At 72.6% G+C, this 15919-nt stretch carries 16 protein-coding genes; all 16 read left to right on the forward strand.

What is annotated here, in order from left to right; all coding sequences use genetic code 11:
• Positions 1 to 78 precede the first annotated feature (78 nt).
• The 16 genes from ACF1AJ_RS03110 (at position 79) to trpA (ending at position 15854) form a co-directional block, all read left to right on the forward strand.
• Positions 79 to 1401, forward strand: coding sequence for a bifunctional phosphopantothenoylcysteine decarboxylase/phosphopantothenate synthase (locus ACF1AJ_RS03110; RefSeq protein ID WP_391507425.1), 1323 nt, complete (start codon positions 79 to 81; stop codon positions 1399 to 1401).
• A 61-nt stretch (positions 1402 to 1462) separates the two neighbouring features.
• Positions 1463 to 2656: a methionine adenosyltransferase gene (gene metK, locus ACF1AJ_RS03115; RefSeq protein ID WP_018191195.1), complete on the forward strand. Its 1194-nt coding sequence runs from the start codon at positions 1463 to 1465 to the stop codon at positions 2654 to 2656.
• 2 nt (positions 2657 to 2658) lie between these two features.
• The gene (locus ACF1AJ_RS03120) at positions 2659 to 4734 is read left to right on the forward strand and encodes a primosomal protein N' (protein WP_391506078.1); all 2076 of its coding nucleotides are present in this window, start codon (positions 2659 to 2661) and stop codon (positions 4732 to 4734) included.
• Positions 4735 to 4821: 87 nt separating this feature from the next.
• Positions 4822 to 5760: a methionyl-tRNA formyltransferase gene (gene fmt, locus ACF1AJ_RS03125; RefSeq protein WP_391506079.1), complete on the forward strand. Its 939-nt coding sequence runs from the start codon at positions 4822 to 4824 to the stop codon at positions 5758 to 5760.
• Positions 5757 to 7223, forward strand: a complete 1467-nt coding sequence (locus ACF1AJ_RS03130) for an RsmB/NOP family class I SAM-dependent RNA methyltransferase (RefSeq protein ID WP_391506080.1) — start codon at positions 5757 to 5759, stop codon at positions 7221 to 7223. Before fmt ends, ACF1AJ_RS03130 begins: the two co-directional genes overlap by 4 nt.
• A gap of 9 nt (positions 7224 to 7232) precedes the next feature.
• Positions 7233 to 7925, forward strand: coding sequence for a ribulose-phosphate 3-epimerase (rpe, locus tag ACF1AJ_RS03135; RefSeq protein ID WP_391506081.1), 693 nt, complete (start codon positions 7233 to 7235; stop codon positions 7923 to 7925).
• 104 nt (positions 7926 to 8029) lie between these two features.
• Entirely contained in the window at positions 8030 to 8293 is a 264-nt protein-coding gene (locus ACF1AJ_RS03140; RefSeq protein ID WP_391506082.1) for a phosphoribosyl-ATP diphosphatase, read from the forward strand.
• Positions 8294 to 8359: 66 nt separating this feature from the next.
• Positions 8360 to 9199, forward strand: coding sequence for an ATP phosphoribosyltransferase (gene hisG / locus ACF1AJ_RS03145; protein WP_020077501.1), 840 nt, complete (start codon positions 8360 to 8362; stop codon positions 9197 to 9199).
• A complete protein-coding gene (hisF, locus tag ACF1AJ_RS03150; RefSeq protein WP_089910530.1) occupies positions 9199 to 9963 on the forward strand; it encodes an imidazole glycerol phosphate synthase subunit HisF in 765 nt (254 codons plus the stop codon). Before hisG ends, hisF begins: the two co-directional genes overlap by 1 nt.
• Entirely contained in the window at positions 9960 to 10343 is a 384-nt protein-coding gene (hisI, locus tag ACF1AJ_RS03155; protein ID WP_391506083.1) for a phosphoribosyl-AMP cyclohydrolase, read from the forward strand. Before hisF ends, hisI begins: the two co-directional genes overlap by 4 nt.
• Positions 10340 to 11872: an anthranilate synthase component I gene (locus tag ACF1AJ_RS03160; protein ID WP_391506084.1), complete on the forward strand. Its 1533-nt coding sequence runs from the start codon at positions 10340 to 10342 to the stop codon at positions 11870 to 11872. The genes hisI and ACF1AJ_RS03160 overlap by 4 nt, the downstream gene beginning before the upstream one ends.
• The gene (locus ACF1AJ_RS03165; protein WP_391506085.1) at positions 11869 to 12600 is read left to right on the forward strand and encodes a Trp biosynthesis-associated membrane protein; all 732 of its coding nucleotides are present in this window, start codon (positions 11869 to 11871) and stop codon (positions 12598 to 12600) included. The genes ACF1AJ_RS03160 and ACF1AJ_RS03165 overlap by 4 nt, the downstream gene beginning before the upstream one ends.
• 226 nt (positions 12601 to 12826) lie before the next feature.
• Positions 12827 to 13057: a DUF6704 family protein gene (locus ACF1AJ_RS03170; RefSeq protein WP_018191184.1), complete on the forward strand. Its 231-nt coding sequence runs from the start codon at positions 12827 to 12829 to the stop codon at positions 13055 to 13057.
• Positions 13058 to 13060: 3 nt separating this feature from the next.
• Entirely contained in the window at positions 13061 to 13831 is a 771-nt protein-coding gene (gene trpC / locus ACF1AJ_RS03175; protein ID WP_391506086.1) for an indole-3-glycerol phosphate synthase TrpC, read from the forward strand.
• Entirely contained in the window at positions 13831 to 15060 is a 1230-nt protein-coding gene (gene trpB, locus ACF1AJ_RS03180) for a tryptophan synthase subunit beta (protein ID WP_391506087.1), read from the forward strand. Before trpC ends, trpB begins: the two co-directional genes overlap by 1 nt.
• Positions 15057 to 15854 carry a tryptophan synthase subunit alpha gene (gene trpA, locus ACF1AJ_RS03185; protein ID WP_391506088.1) on the forward strand — a complete coding sequence of 266 codons (798 nt, stop codon included), beginning with the start codon at positions 15057 to 15059 and terminating at the stop codon, positions 15852 to 15854. The genes trpB and trpA overlap by 4 nt, the downstream gene beginning before the upstream one ends.
• Positions 15855 to 15919 lie beyond the last annotated feature (65 nt).

Genomic DNA, 15919 nt, shown 5'->3' on the forward strand with positions numbered 1-15919 from the left:
GAGGCAGAAGACAACACCGCAGGACGACCGCAGCCGGGAGGTCCCGGCCCAGGAGAGGTGCCGCCGTTGAGCCCACGATTGACCATCGTCGTCGGAGTGACCGGCGGCATCGCTGCGTATAAAGCCGTCGGTGTCATCCGCGCCCTGGTCCTCGAGGGTCACTCGGTGCACGTCGTCGCGACGGAGGCCGCTCTGCGGTTCGTCGGGCGGCCGACGCTCGAGGCCATCAGCCGCAACCCGGTCGCGACCGACCTGTACGAGGGCGTCGCCGAGGTGCGGCACGTCGCGATCGGCCAGTCCGCCGACCTGATCGTGATCGCCCCGGCGACGGCGAACACCATCGCCAAGCTCGCCGCCGGCCTGGCCGACGATCTGCTCGGGAACACCGTCCTCGCATCCACCGCGCCGCTGGTCATCGCGCCCGCGATGCACACGGAGATGTGGCGGAACCCGGCCACGGTCGCCAACATTGCAACCCTGCGCAGCCGCGGCGTCACGGTCGTCGGGCCGGCGAGCGGTCAGCTGACCGGCGCCGACTCCGGCCCCGGCCGCATGGAGGAGCCGGAGGTCATCGTTCGGGCCGCCCTGCGTGCCGCCGGGGCGATGCCGCGCGCGGTCGAGGCTCCCGCGCACGCTCCGGCCGCCCTCCCCGCGGGCTCGCCGGCCGAGACGCCCGCCGTCAACGACGTGGTGGTGCTCTCCGAGCGCCGTCGCGCCAACGAGGCCGCCCGTCGCCCGCGCGGCGGCGTCGACCTCGCCGGGAAGCGCGTCGTGGTGACCGCCGGCGGTACGCGGGAGCCGCTCGACCCGGTCCGCTTCCTCGGCAACCGGTCGAGCGGGCGGCAGGGCGTCGCCATCGCGAGCGCCGCGCAGGCGCGCGGGGCCGACGTCGTCCTGATCGCCGCGCACCTCGAGGTCGAACCGCCGGAGGGCGTCGAGCTGATCGAGGTGCAGACCGCGCTGGAGCTGCAGGAGGCCGTCCAGGAAGCGGCTCGCGCCGCCGACGTCGTCGTCATGACGGCGGCCGTCGCCGACTACCGTCCGGCCGAGACCCGCGAGGCCAAGATCAAGAAGTCGGACCACGGCGACACCCTGACGCTGGAGCTGGTGGCCAACCCCGACATCCTCGCCGGGCTCTCCGCGCACAAGCGCGACGACCAGGTCGTCGTCGGGTTCGCGGCCGAGACCGAGCCGGACCCGCAGGCCCTCATCGAGCTTGGCCGCACCAAGCTCGCCGCCAAGGGCAGCGACTTCCTCGTGCTCAATCAGGTGGGCTGGTCGCAGGGCTTCGCAACGGAGAGCAATGAGGTCGTGGTCCTGCGCAAGGGCGGCGATATAGTGATGGAGGCCTCAGGCAGCAAGCTGTCGGTGGCCGACCGTATCCTCGACGTCATCGCGTGAACAACGCTCGCGCCGGAGGAATCCGGTCGTGAGACAAGCGCCCCGTCGACCAGGGAGAACAATGGCAGATCTGCGTCTCTTCACGTCCGAGTCCGTCACCGAAGGGCACCCGGACAAGATCTGCGACCAGATCTCCGACAGCATCCTGGATGCGCTGCTCACCGTCGACCCGCACAGCCGCGCCGCCGTGGAGACCCTCGTCACCACCGGCCTGGTGCACGTCGCCGGCGAGGTGACGTCGAACGGCTACGTCGAGATCCCGGCCCTGGTGCGCAACAAGCTGGTCGAGATCGGGTACGACTCGTCCGACGTCAGCTTCGACGGCACCCAGTGCGGTGTCTCCGTGTCGATCGGCGCGCAGTCGCCCGACATCGCGCAGGGCGTGGACAACGCCCTCGAGACGCGCGCCGAGCAGAGTCACGACGACCTGGACCGGCAGGGCGCGGGCGACCAGGGCATCATGTTCGGCTACGCCACCACCGAGACCCCGCAGTACATGCCGCTGCCGATCTGGCTCGCGCACCGCCTCGCGGAGCGGCTCGCGTCCGTCCGCAAGGACGGGACGCTCGACTACCTGCGGCCCGACGGCAAGACCCAGGTGACCATCGGCTACGAGGGCGCCGTGCCGAAGTCGGTGCAGACGGTCGTGCTGTCGACGCAGCACGCTCCCCAGGTCTCCAACGAGCAGCTGCAGGCGGAGGTGATCGAGGAGGTCATCAACCCGGTGATGCACGCCGCGGGGCTCGAGACCTCGCACATCCGGACTCTCATCAACCCGACCGGACGCTTCGAGATCGGCGGCCCCAAGGGCGACGCGGGTCTCACCGGCCGCAAGATCATCGTCGACACTTACGGCGGGGCCTCCCGCCACGGCGGTGGCGCGTTCTCGGGCAAGGACCCGTCGAAGGTCGACCGCTCGGCGGCGTACGCCATGCGCTGGGTGGCAAAGAACGCCGTCGCCGCCGGCCTCGCCGACCGGCTCGAGGTGCAGATCGCGTACGCGATCGGCAAGGCGGCGCCCGTCGGGCTGTACGTCGAGACGTTCGGCACCGCGAAGGTTCCGGAGGAGCGCATCATCGGCGCGATCCGCGACGTGTTCGACCTGCGGCCGGCCGCGATCATCCGCGACCTCGACCTGCTCCGCCCGATCTACGCGCGCACGGCCACCTACGGGCACTTCGGCCGCGAGCTCCCCGAGTTCACCTGGGAGCGGCTCGACCGCGTCGACGACCTGCGCTCGGCCGCGGGGATCTAGCGGTGGCGGCGGCCGGACGGGTCGCCCGGGTGGTCCTCGACTCGCCGCTCCCGCAGCTCGACCACCTCTTCGACTACAGCATCCCCGAGGAGCTCGCCGCCGACGCGCAGCCGGGCGTGCGCGTGCGCGTTCCGCTTCGCTCGGCCGGCCGTGTCGCCGACGGCTATCTGGTCGAGGTCGGCGAGCCGGACGACGGGTACGACGGGACGTTGAGCCCGCTGGAGGCCGTCGTCTCGCCCGCCCAGGTGCTCACGCCGGGCGTCTGGCGGCTGGCGCGCAGGCTCGCGGACCGGAGCGCGGGAACCGCGAGCGACATCCTGCGCCTGGCCGTCCCCGGCCGGATGGTGCGCGTCGAGAAGGCGTGGCTCGCCGCGCGCGCCGCCGCCGCCGACAGTTCCGGAGTTTTTCCTCCCGACACGCCGTCGGAGGGGCGAAAAACTCCGGAGCCCGCGGGGGCGCGCGTGGCGGTGCGCGGGTACGGAGAGCGGATGCTGGAGGATGCGGTCGCGCGCGACGAGCGGATCGCGCTCCGCGCCATCCCGCGCCTCGTGCCGCTGCCCGACGGCACCTGGGTCGGCGAGTGGGCGGTCACCCTGGCGGCCCTGGCCGCCGACTGCTGGCGCGGCGGCCGCACCGCGATCGTCGCGGTTCCCGATCACCGCGACCTGGAGCAGCTGGCCGCGGCACTCGCGGTCACCGCTCCCGCGCACGCAGTCGTGCGCGCCGACGCCGGGCAGGCGAACCCCGACCGGTACCGCGGCTTCCTGGAGGCGCTCTCCGGCCCGCGCATCGTCATCGGCAACCGCTCGGTCGTCTACGCCCCCGCCGAGCGGCTCGGCCTGATCGCGGTCTGGGAGGACAGCGACCCTCTGCACGCCGAGCCGCTGAGCCCGTATGTGCACACGCGGGATGCGGCCCTCGTCCGGCAGGAGCTCGAGGGCTGCGCTCTGGTGCTGAGCGGCAACATCCGCAGCGTGGAGGCACAGCGCCTGGTGGAGCTCGGCTGGCTGCGCGACATCGCGCCGGAGCGCATCCAGAGCCCGAAGGTGGTGCTCACCGCCAACCAGCAGGCGCCCGAGCCGATGGCCCGCGCCGCGCGAATCCCGTCGACGGCGTGGCGCGCCGCCCGCGAGGCGCTGAACGGCGAGAGCGGACGGCCGCGCGGCCCGGTGCTCGTGCAGGTCGGGCGGCCGGGCTACGCTCCGGTGATCGCGTGCGCGAACTGCGGGCAGGCGGCGCGGTGCATGAACTGCAAGGGCGCGCTGCACCAGACGCGGGCGGGCTCGCCGCCGTCGTGCACCGTCTGCGGCCGGCTCGCGACCGACTGGCAGTGCGAGCACTGCGAGCACCGGCGGTTCCGGCTGGTCACGGTCGGCTCGGGCCGCACCGCCGAGGAGCTGGGGCGTGCGTTCCCCGGCACGCGCGTCATCCTCGCCGACGGCGACCACCCCGTGCAGCGTGTCGGGTCGGCGCCCGCGCTCGTGGTCGCGACCCGCGGCGCCGAGCCGATCGCCGAGGGCGGGTACCAGGCGGTGCTGCTGCTCGACGGCGAGCGGATGCTGGCGCGCGAGAGTCTGCACGTCGCCGAGGACTGTCTGCGCTGGTGGCAGAGCGCGGCCGGGCTCACCGCACCCGGCGCCCCGACCGTCCTGGTCGGCGTCGGGGGACCGCTGGCGCGCGACTTCGCGACCGGCCGCCTGGTCGAGTTCGCGCACGAGGAGCTGGTGGATCGCCGCGAGCTGCGCTTCCCACCCGCCGTGCGTCTCGCCTCGGTCACCGGGTCGGAGGCGACTGTGACCGAAGTGCTGGATGCGGTGGACCGCTCCCTCCTCATCGACGTCCTCGGCCCCGCACCGGTGGAGGCGGAGGGACCGTCGGCCCGCGCCGCCCGCTCCGGACCGGACCTCGTGCGCGCCGTGCTGCGATTCGAGTACGCGCATGGCGCCGACGTCGCGGCGTCCGTCCGTGCCGCCGTCGTGAAGAACGCGACCCGCCGTCGCCGCGCCCCGGCCGGGCGTCTGGGTTACCGCCCGGCGCCGGCGCTGCGGGTGCGCTTCGACGATCCCGAGATCCTCTAGGAGCACCCCGGCTGCCGCCGTTCGCGGCCGATCGGGAGCTGCGCAGAGTAGGCTGGGTCGCCGTCCCGAACCGAAAGAACCTTCTCCATGCGCATCGTCTTCGCCGGAACGCCGGCCGTCGCCCTCCCGTCCCTGGAGGCCGTCGCGGCCCGGCACGAGGTGGTCGCCGTCGTCACCCGTGAGGATGCGCCGCTCGGCCGCAAGCGCGTGCTGACGCCGTCGCCCGTCGCACAGGCCGCGGAGCGTCTCGGGCTACCGGTGATCAAGGCGAACCGCCTCGGCGACGACGTGACCGAGCGCATCGCCGCCCTGCAGCCCGACCTCGGCGTGGTGGTGGCGTACGGCGGCCTGGTGCGCGAGCCGCTGCTGTCGCTTCCGCGCCTCGGCTGGGTCAACCTCCACTTCTCCCTGCTCCCGCGCTGGCGGGGCGCCGCGCCCGTGCAGCGCGCCGTGATCGCCGGGGACACCGAGACCGGCGCGGCGGTCTTCCATCTTGTGCCGGAGCTCGACGCGGGGGATGTGTATGCCGAGCTGCGACGTCCCATCGGCCCGGATGAGACGGCCGGCGAGCTGCTCTCCGCCCTGGCCGAGGAGGGCGCTGCCCTGCTGGCCGACACCGCGGACGCGCTGGCCGCGGGCACGGCCGTCGCGACGCCCCAGGCGGGCGAGGTCACGCTGGCGCCCAAGCTGACGCTCGAGGATGCGCGGCTCGACCTGACCGAACCGGCCGAGCGGGTCTCCGCGCGGCTGCGTGGCGTGACGCCCGAGCCGGGCGCGTTCGTGCTGCTGGAGGGAGAGCGGTTCAAGGTGCACGAGGCGCGGACGACCGACGGCGAGGAGCCCGTGGCTCCCGGCGCGGTGGAACTGCGCGGCAAGCGGGTGCTCGTCGGGACGGGGACCGCTCCGCTGGAGCTCGTCACCGTCCAGCCGGCCGGGAAGCGCGCGATGGCTGCCGCCGACTGGCTGCGCGGAGTCGCCTCCGCGTCCGCCTCCGCCGCCGGGTCGACCGGGGTGGTGTTCGCATGAACGCGCCGCGCGACGACCGCAACCGTGACCGCAGCCCGGGCCGCCGGGACGACCGGCGCGACGACCGCCGTCCGCGTCCCCGCTCGGGCCCGCCGCAGACCCGCGTCCAGCCCGCTCGCCAGGTCGCCCTCGACGTGCTGCAGGCCGTCAGCGACTCCGACGCCTACGCCAACCTGCTGCTCCCGACGCGCATCGCCCGCGCCGGGCTCTCGCCGGCGGACGCCGGTCTCGCCACCGAGCTGACCTACGGCACGCTGCGGATGCAGGGCTACTACGACCGGGTCATCGCCATCGCCGCGGGCCGCGACGTCGACCGGATCGACCCGCCGCTCCTCGACGTGCTGCGGCTGGGCGCGCACCAGCTGCTGTCGATGCGCGTCCCGTCGCACGCCGCCGTGAACGAGTCGGTCGGGCTGGCGCGCACCGTCGGCAGCCGCTCGGGCACCGGCTTCGTGAACGGCGTGCTGCGCGAGATCGGCCGCCACACTCCCGACGAGTGGCGGGAGGAGGTCGCGTCGCGGGCGAAGAACGACGACGACCGCCTCTCGGCGCTGCACTCGCATCCCGTCTGGGTGGTCCGCGCGCTGCGCCGATCGCTCGACGCCGAGGGCCGGGTGGAGGAGTTGGAGCAGCTCCTGGAGGCCGACAACACCGCGCCGCGGGTCAACCTCATCGCACTGCCCGGTCTCGTCGACAAGCCGGACGACGCGCGCGACGACCGGTTCTCGCCTCCCGGCTTCACCGTCGGCGGCGGCGATCCGTTCGGGATCGTGGAGAAGACCGAGGGCCGCATCCGGGTGCAGGACGAGGGCTCGCAGCTGGCCGCCCTCGCGCTGACTCGCGCGGAGCCGGTGCGGCCAGGGGAGCGCTGGCTCGACCTGTGCGCCGGCCCCGGCGGGAAGGCGGCTCTGCTCGCCGCCGAGGCGCTGACCGGCGGAGCGACCCTGGTGGCGAACGAGCTGGTCCCCGCACGCGCCGAGCTCGTGCGACGCGCGCTCGCTCCGGTGCCGCTGGAGGTGCCGGTCTGGGAACTGGACGGCACCGCCGTCGGTGCCGAGCATCCCGAAGCATTCGACCGCATCCTGCTCGACGCCCCGTGCACCGGGCTCGGCGCGCTCCGTCGTCGGCCGGAGGCGCGCTGGCGCAAGAGCCCGCGGGATGTCAGCGAGCTGACCGCGCTGCAATCCGCCCTGCTCGACTCGGCGATCGCCGCGCTGAAGCCCGGCGGCCTGCTCGCCTACGTGACCTGCTCGCCGCACCTCGCCGAGACCCGCGGGGTCGTCGCCGACGCGCGCGAGCGTCACGGCGACCTGCTCGAAACGCAGGCGACCGCCGACACCCTGCAGTCCCTCGCCGTCGACCGGCTCGACCTGGCGAGCGACGGCGACACCGTCCAGCTGTGGCCGCACCGCCACCTCACCGACGGGATGTTCATCGCGCTTCTCCGCAAGCGCTCCGCCTAGGCTGGAGCCATGGCTTCGACCCCTTCCGCCGACCGGATCGACCCGCGCGTCCGCATCAACCCCAGCATCCTGGCCGCCGACTTCGTCAACATGCAGAGCGAGGTGGAGCGCATCGCGACCGCCGACCTGGTGCATGTCGACGTGATGGACAACCACTTCGTCCCGAACCTGACGTTCGGGCCGCAGATGGTGGGCCGCATTCAGGATGTGAGCCCCATCCCGCTGGATGTGCACCTGATGATCGACGACCCGGACCGCTGGGCACCGGGGTATGCGGAGCTCGGTGCGTACTCGGTGACCTTCCACGCGGAGGCCGCGCAGGACCCGGTCGCTCTGGCACGGCGGCTGCGGTCGATCGGCGCGCGGGCGGGCATCGCGGTCAAGCCGGGCACCGGCGTCGAGCCGTACCTCGACCTGCTGGAGGAGTTCGACCAGGTGCTCGTGATGACGGTGGAGCCGGGATTCGGCGGCCAGTCGTTCATGCCGGAGACCATGCCGAAGCTCAACGCTCTGCGGCGGGCCGTCGAGGCGCGCGGTCTCGACGTGTGGCTGCAGGTGGACGGCGGCATCACCGAGGAGACCATCGTCACGGCGGCCGCCGCCGGGGCGGACACGTTCGTGGCGGGCTCCAGCGTCTTCCGCGGCGAGCCGGCGGACCGCATCGCGGCCCTCCGTGCCGCCGCGCTTCCGCACCTCCACTGACCCACACCTCCGCACATTCGTGCCGAATGTGCGGAATCAGCGCGGCATACCGCACATTCGGCACGAATGTCTGACCGGCTCGGGCGGACCGGTACGCTGGAGGGGTGAAAACCTTCGACGACCTCTTCGCCGAACTCGCGCAGAAGGCGCAGGACCGCCCGGACGGCTCCGGCACGGTCCGCGAGCTCGACGCCGGCGTGCACGCCATCGGCAAGAAGATCGTCGAGGAGGCCGCCGAGGTCTGGATGGCCGCCGAGTACGAGTCCGACGAGGCCACCGCCGAGGAGATCTCGCAGCTGCTCTACCACCTGCAGGTCCTGCTCCTCGCCAAGGGACTGACGCCGGCCGACGTGTACCGACATCTGTGATGGACCAGCCTTACTGCCGTACCTAGGCCCATCCACTCGTCCGATCACGTCACGAAAGACCTGCGAATGCTGAAGATCGCCGTCCCCAACAAGGGCTCCCTCTCCGAGACCGCGGCGCAGATGCTGCACGAGGCCGGCTACGTCGGCCGCCGCGACCCGAAGGAGCTCATCGTCACCGACGCCCGCAACGGCGTCGAGTTCTTCTACCTGCGCCCGCGAGACATCGCCACCTACGTCGGATCCGGCGCGCTCGATGTCGGCATCACCGGCCGCGACCTGCTGCTCGACTCGGGCTCGCCCGCCGCCGAGATCAGCGCCCTCGACTTCGCCGCGTCGACGTTCCGGTTCGCCGGTCCCGCCGGCGTGTTCGCCGAGCTCGCCGACCTGGAGGGCAAGCGCGTCGCGACGAGCTACCCGGGTCTCGTCGGCGCGTTCCTCGGCGAGCACGGCGTCAGCACCTCCCTGATCAAGCTGGATGGCGCGGTCGAGTCGGCCGTGCGGCTCGGCGTCGCCGACGCGGTCGCCGATGTCGTCGAGACCGGCTCCACCCTCCGCAAGCAGGGGCTGGAGATCTTCGGACCGGTCATCCTGGAGTCGGAGGCCGTGCTCATCTCGTCCCCGTCGCCGGCCGCCGGCGTGGACACGCTGGTGCGCCGGCTGCAGGGCGTCATGGTCGCCCGCCAGTACGTGCTGATCGACTACAACCTCCCCGTCGCACTGCTCGAGAAGGCGGTCGCCCTGACGCCGGGCGTCGAGTCGCCGACCGTCTCTCCGCTGGGCGAGCCGGAGTGGGTGGCCGTCCGCGTGATGATCAAGCGCGAGCAGACCAACCACATCATGGACGACCTGTACGAGCTGGGCGCCCGCGCCATCCTGGTCACCTCCATCCACGCTGCGCGGATCTGATGGGCGTCGCGGTCCGGGTGATCCCCTGTCTCGACGTGGCCGCCGGCCGCGTCGTGAAGGGCGTGAACTTCCAGAACCTGCGCGACCAGGGCGACCCGGTCGAGCTCGCCCGGCGGTACTTCGAGCAGGGCGCGGACGAGCTGACCTTCCTGGATGTGACGGCGACCGTCGACGACCGCGCCACCACGTACGACGTGGTGCGGGCGACGGCCGAGCAGGTCTTCATCCCGCTCACCGTCGGCGGCGGCGTGCGCAGCCCCGAGGATGTGGCGAAGCTCCTCGGCCACGGCGCCGACAAGGTGGGTGTCAACTCGGCCGCGATCGCGCGCCCGGAGCTGATCTCCGAGATCGCCGCCCGGTTCGGCGCGCAGGTGCTGGTGCTGTCGCTGGATGTGAAGCGCTCGGCCGCGACGCCGTCCGGTTTCGTCGTGACGACGCACGGCGGGCGCACGGAGACCGACCTCGACGCCCTGGAGTGGGCGGCGCGCGCGATCGAGCTGGGCGCGGGGGAGCTGCTGGTCAACTCCATCGACGCCGACGGCACCAAGGAGGGCTTCGACCTGGAGCTCATCCGCGAGATGCGCGCCCTGAGCAGCGTTCCCGTGATCGCCTCGGGCGGCGCGGGGGCGCTGGAGCATTTCGTTCCGGCCATCCAGGCGGGAGCCGACGCCGTGCTCGCGGCGAGCGTGTTCCACCAGGGTGAGCTGACGATCGAGCAGGTGAAGGACGAACTGGCCGCGGCCGGGATGGAGGTCCGCCGATGAACGCGACGACGACCGATGCGGTACTGGAGCGCATCCGCTTCACCGACGCCGGGCTGGTGCCGGCGATCATCCAGCAGTGGGACACCCGCGAGGTGCTGATGATGGGGTGGATGGACGCGGAGGCGTTCCGCCGCACCATGAGCGAGGGCCGGGTGACCTTCTGGTCCCGCTCCCGCAAGGAGTACTGGCGGAAGGGCGACACGTCCGGCCACGTGCAGTACGTGAAGGGCGCCGCGCTCGACTGCGACGGCGACACCCTGCTGGTCACGGTCGAGCAGGTCGGCGCGGCCTGCCACACCGGCACGCGCACCTGCTTCGACGCGGATGTGCTGGAGCCGGTCGTCGGCGCGAGCCCCGAGATCGAGGCGGCCGACCTGTGATCGACACCGTAGGCGGCACGACGACCCGGAGCGCCTTCGACGGACTCGTCGGCGACCACCGCGTCGTCCCGGTGATCCGCGAGCTCTTCGCCGACGGGGAGACCCCCGTCGGCATCTACCGGAAGCTCGCGGCCGGCCGGCCGGGCACCTTCCTGCTGGAGTCGGCCGAGCAGGGCGGCATCTGGTCGCGCTTCTCGTTCGTCGGCGCGTCGTCGTTCGGCGTGCTCACGCAGGATGGCGAAGCCGTGAACTGGCTCGACTACGGCCTGCCCGCCGAGCGCGCGCTCGGCACGGCGGCCTCCCTCCGGCCGCTGGAGGCTCTCGCGGCGCTGCATGCGCGCTGGCAGACCGCCCGCATCCCGGGCCTCCCTCCGCTCACCGGCGGTCTCGTCGGGTTCATCGGCTGGGAGGCGATCCGGCAGATCGAGCGCCTGCCCGACGCCCCGCCCGCCGATGTCGACGTGCCCGGCCAGGCGCTCGCGTTCGTGGCCGACCTCGTCGTCGTGGATCACCGCACCGGCACCGTGAAGCTGGTCGCCAACGCGCTGGCCGACGACGTCGCCGACGCGGACGCGCTGTGGGCGGATGCGCAGGCGCGTCTCGACCGCATGCAGCGCGAGCTCGCGCAGCCCTCCGAGGCGTGGCTGGAGGACGTCGACCTCGGCATCCCGGCCGAGCCGATCTCCCGCACGCGCCGGGAGGACTTCCTGGCCTCGGTCGTCACGGCCAAGGAGCGCATCGTCGACGGCGACATCTTCCAGGTCGTCATCTCGCAGCGCTTCGAGCTGGAGTGCACAGCCCCCGCGCTCGACGTCTACCGGGTGCTCCGCGCGCTCAACCCGAGCCCGTACATGTACCTGCTGTCGCTCGAGAAGCCGAACGGCGAGCCGTACCAGATCGTCGGCTCGTCGCCCGAGGCGCTGGTGAAGGTGCAGGAGGGACGCGCGTTCACGCATCCCATCGCCGGATCGCGTCCCCGCGGCGCGACGCCGGAGCAGGACCTCGACCTGGAGGCGTCGCTGCTCGCCGACGACAAGGAGCGCGCCGAGCACCTGATGCTCGTCGATCTCGCCCGCAACGACCTGCTCAAGGTGTGCCAGGCGGGCACGGTCGAGGTGACGGAGTTCATGCGCATCGAGCGGTTCAGCCACATCATGCACATCGTCTCGTCGGTGGAGGGCGACTTGCTGCCGGACGCGACGGCGATCGACGTGTTCCGCGCGACGTTCCCGGCCGGAACGCTCTCGGGGGCGCCCAAGCCGATGGCGCTGCGGATCATCGACGAGCTGGAGCCCGTCCAGCGCGGCGTGTACGGCGGCGTGATCGGGTACTTCGACTTCGCCGGGGATGCGGATATCGCCATCGCGATCCGCACGGCGACGATCATGGGCGGCGTCGCACGGGTGCAGGCCGGCGGGGGACTGGTGGCCGACTCCGTGCCCGAGAACGAGTTCCAGGAGTCGCAGAACAAGGCGGCGGCCCCGCTGCGCGCCGTCGCCGTGGCGAACGCCATGAAGCGCGTGCTGTGAAGGCCGACAGCGTGAACGGCCGCCGCGTCAAGTACTCCACCATGCTGCTCCTCCTGGTGGGGAGCGGTCTCGCTCTGCTGGCGGCGACGCAGCCGTGGTTCACGATCACGCTGACCGACACGGCCGAGCACTCCACCACGATCAGCGTGGCGGGGTCGGTCGCTGCTCCCGCCCTGACCGCGCTGTCGCTCGCGGGGCTGGCCCTGACGGCGGCGCTCGCGATCGCCGGTCCGGTCTTCCGGATCGTGCTCGCGCTGCTCGGGCTGCTGCTCGGCGTCTCCGTGCTCATCTCGGCGATCAGCGCGGTGTCGGATGCGGTGGGCGCGTCGTCCTCCGCCATCACGACCGCGACAGGGGTGGCCGGGGACTCCTCGATCCGGCGCCTCGTGCACTCCGCCGCGGTCGAGCTGTGGCCGTGGGTGGCGCTCGTCGCCGGCATCCTCATCATCCTGGCGAGCGCGGCCGTCGTCGTCTTCTCGCGCCTCTGGCCCGGTCCGTCGCGCAAGTACCAGACCCGCTTCGCCGGGGAGGACGGCCGCCCTGCCGACGAACTCTTCGCCGACGAGCCTGAGCCCGCCGACGACGCCACGCCCCGCGCCGCGGCCACTCCGGCCGCTGGCGCGCCGGCCGCCGACGCGCCCGACCCCGCGACCCCCACCACCCTCGACCGCGACACGGCGATCGACAGCTGGGACGACCTCACCCGAGGCGACGACCCCACCCGCTGACCCGCGTCCCCTCCCGTCCCGTCCCATCCGTCTCGCCCCGCCCATCCCACCCACCCTCGAGTCCGCAAACTTTGCACGCCCACGCGCGCAGAACCGTGCAAAGTTTGCGGACTCGACGGCGGGGGCGGGCGCGTGGAGGGCGACGGGGTAGGAGCGCCTACTAGACTGGGTGCGTTCCAAATTCCCGTGCGCGCCGGGCGGCGCGCACCCGACGTGCAGGAGTCCCATGAGCAGCGAGTCAGTCGAGCCAGGCCACGGTCACTCGCCGGCGGCGTGGACGGCCGTGATCATCATGCTGGTCGCGTTCACCATCGGCGCCATCGCCTTCTTCTTCGACGCCCCCATCATCGTCTGGGCGGCGGCGGGACTCGCGGTGATCGGGCTCATCGTCGGCTGGGTCATGAAGCGCGCCGGGTACGGCGTCGGCGGCGACAAGTACACCCCGAAGGGGCACTGATCCGTGCTCGCCGACCTCGTCGCCGGCGCGCTCGAGGACGCTGAGCGGAGACGCGGTGAGCGACCGCTCGCCGAGGTGGAGGCCGCGGCGCTGGCCCGGCCCGCCGCTCTCGACGCCCTCACCGCTCTCGCCCCGGCGGAGCGCGTAAAGATCATCGCCGAGGTGAAGCGCGCGAGCCCGTCCCGCGGGTCGCTCGCCGCCATCCCGGACCCCGCAGCTCTCGCCGTCTCGTACGAGACCGGCGGTGCCAGCGCGATCAGCGTCCTGACCGAGGAGCGCCGCTTCCACGGCTCGCTCGCCGACCTCGAGGCGGTCCGCGAGGCCGTCTCCATCCCGGTGCTGCGCAAGGAGTTCGTCGCCGATCCGTACCAGGTGTTCGAGGCCCGCGCCGCGGGCGCCGACCTGGTGCTGCTGATCGTCGCCGCGCTCGACCAGAAGCGGCTCGTCGAGCTGCACGAGCTAATCACCGAGCTGGGCATGACCTCGCTGGTGGAGGCGCACTCGGCCGACGAGCTGAGCCGCGCCCTCGACACCGGCGCGGGTCTCGTGGGCGTCAACGCCCGCGACCTGACGACGTTCGAGCTGGATCGGGACCTGTTCGGCCGCCTGGCCGGCAGCATCCCCTCCGGCGTCATCCGCGTGGCGGAGTCGGCCGTGAAGACGGCCGACGATGTCGCGCACTACCGGGCGGCGGGCGCCGATGTCGTGCTCGTCGGCGAGGCGCTCGTCACGAGCGACCCCGTCGCGACGCTCGAAGAGTTCTTGGGAGTCTGATGTCCCTCCGCACTGAGCAGGGTCCGTATTTCGGCGACTTCGGCGGGCGGTTCGTCCCCGAGTCGCTGGTCGCAGCACTCGACGAGCTGTCGGCGGCGTGGGAGGAGGCCAAGGCCGATCCCGCGTTCCACGCCGAGCTGGATGAGCTTCACCGCAGCTATACCGGGCGCCCGTCGATCATCACGGAGGTGCCGCGGTTCGCCGAGGCTGCGTTCGATGGAAAGCCGGGCGGCGGTGCCCGCATCATCCTCAAGCGCGAGGACCTCAACCACACCGGGTCGCACAAGATCAACAACGTGCTGGGCCAGGCCATCCTGACGAAGCGCATCGGCAAGACCCGCGTGATCGCCGAGACCGGCGCCGGCCAGCACGGCGTCGCCACCGCGACGGCGGCCGCGCTCTTCGGGCTCGAGTGCACCATCTACATGGGCGAGGTCGACACCGAGCGCCAGGCGCTGAACGTCGCCCGCATGCGCCTCCTCGGCGCCGAGGTCGTCGCCGTCAAGACCGGCTCGCGCACGCTCAAGGACGCCATCAACGACGCCATGCGCGACTGGGTGACGAACGTCGAGCACACCAACTACATCTTCGGAACGGTCGCGGGCCCGCACCCGTTCCCGGCGATGGTGCGCGACCTCCAGAAGATCATCGGCGAGGAGGCGCGCGAGCAGGTGCAGGAGCTCACCGGCCGCCTGCCGGACGCCGTCGTCGCGTGCGTCGGCGGGGGCTCGAACGCGATGGGCATCTTCCACGCCTTCCTGGACGACGAGGATGTGCGCCTGATCGGCTTCGAGGCGGGCGGCGAGGGTGCGGACACCCCGCGTCACGCCGCGACGATCACCAAGGGCCGCCCCGGCGTGCTGCACGGCGCGCGCTCCATGCTGCTGCAGGACGAAGACGGCCAGACCATCGAATCCCACTCGATCTCGGCCGGCCTCGACTACCCGGGCGTCGGCCCGGAGCACGCCTGGCTCGCGAAGATCGGCCGCGCCGAGTACCGGCCGGTGTCGGATGCGGACGCCATGGAGGCCCTGCGCCTGCTCAGCCGCACCGAGGGCATCATCCCCGCCATCGAGTCGTCCCACGCCCTGGCCGGCGCCCTGGCCCTCGGGCGCGAGCTCGGCCCGGAGGGGATCATCCTGGTGAACCTCAGCGGCCGTGGCGACAAGGACATGGAGACCGCCGGGCGGTACTTCGACCTGATCGACGCGGACGCGGTGCAGTCGTGAGCGGCGTGGTCACGAGCCGCGTCGCCGACGCGATCGCCCGCCGCAACACTGAGGCTTCGGGCGCGCTGATCGGCTACCTCCCGGCCGGCTTCCCCGACCTCGCGACCAGTGTGGATGCGGCCGTCGCGCTCGCGAACAACGGCGTCGACGTCATCGAGCTCGGCCTGCCGTACTCCGACCCCGTGATGGACGGCACGGTCATCCAGGCCGCGACGCAGCAGGCTCTCAGCGCCGGCTTCCGCCTGCGTGACGGCTTCACCGCCGTCCGTGAGATCACCGCGCAGGTCGACATCCCCGTGCTCGTCATGACCTATTGGAACCCGGTGCTGCAGTACGGCGTCGACCGCTTCGCGGACGATCTCGCCGCGGCCGGGGGAGCAGGCCTCATCACGCCCGACCTCATCCCGGACGAGGGTGCCGACTGGCTCGCCGCATCCGACCGCGTCGGTCTCGACCGCGTGTTCCTCGCGGCGCCCAGCTCGACCGACGCCCGCCTGAAGCAGGCGGTGGAGGCGAGCCGCGGGTTCGTCTACGCCGTCTCGACCATGGGCATCACGGGCGCGCGCACCGATGTGGATGCGGCAGCGCGCACGCTCGTCGGGCGCCTTCGCGAGGCGGGCGCGACCAGCACGTGCGTCGGGCTCGGCATCTCGTCGGCCGCTCAGGTGGCCGAGGTGCTCGAGTACGCGGACGGCGCGATCGTCGGCTCGGCGCTCGTCAAGGCGCTGGCCGACGGCGGCGTGGCGGAGGCCGGGCGCGTGGCGGCCGGGCTCGCCCGCGGCACAGCGGCCTAGCCGGGCGTTCTAGACTATGGTGGCCGCGCGCCTCTCTGCGCCGCGGCATGATCGACACGAAAGGT

The sequence above is a fragment of the Leifsonia sp. NPDC014704 genome, assembly GCF_043083605.1.
Taxonomy (GTDB): domain Bacteria; phylum Actinomycetota; class Actinomycetes; order Actinomycetales; family Microbacteriaceae; genus Leifsonia.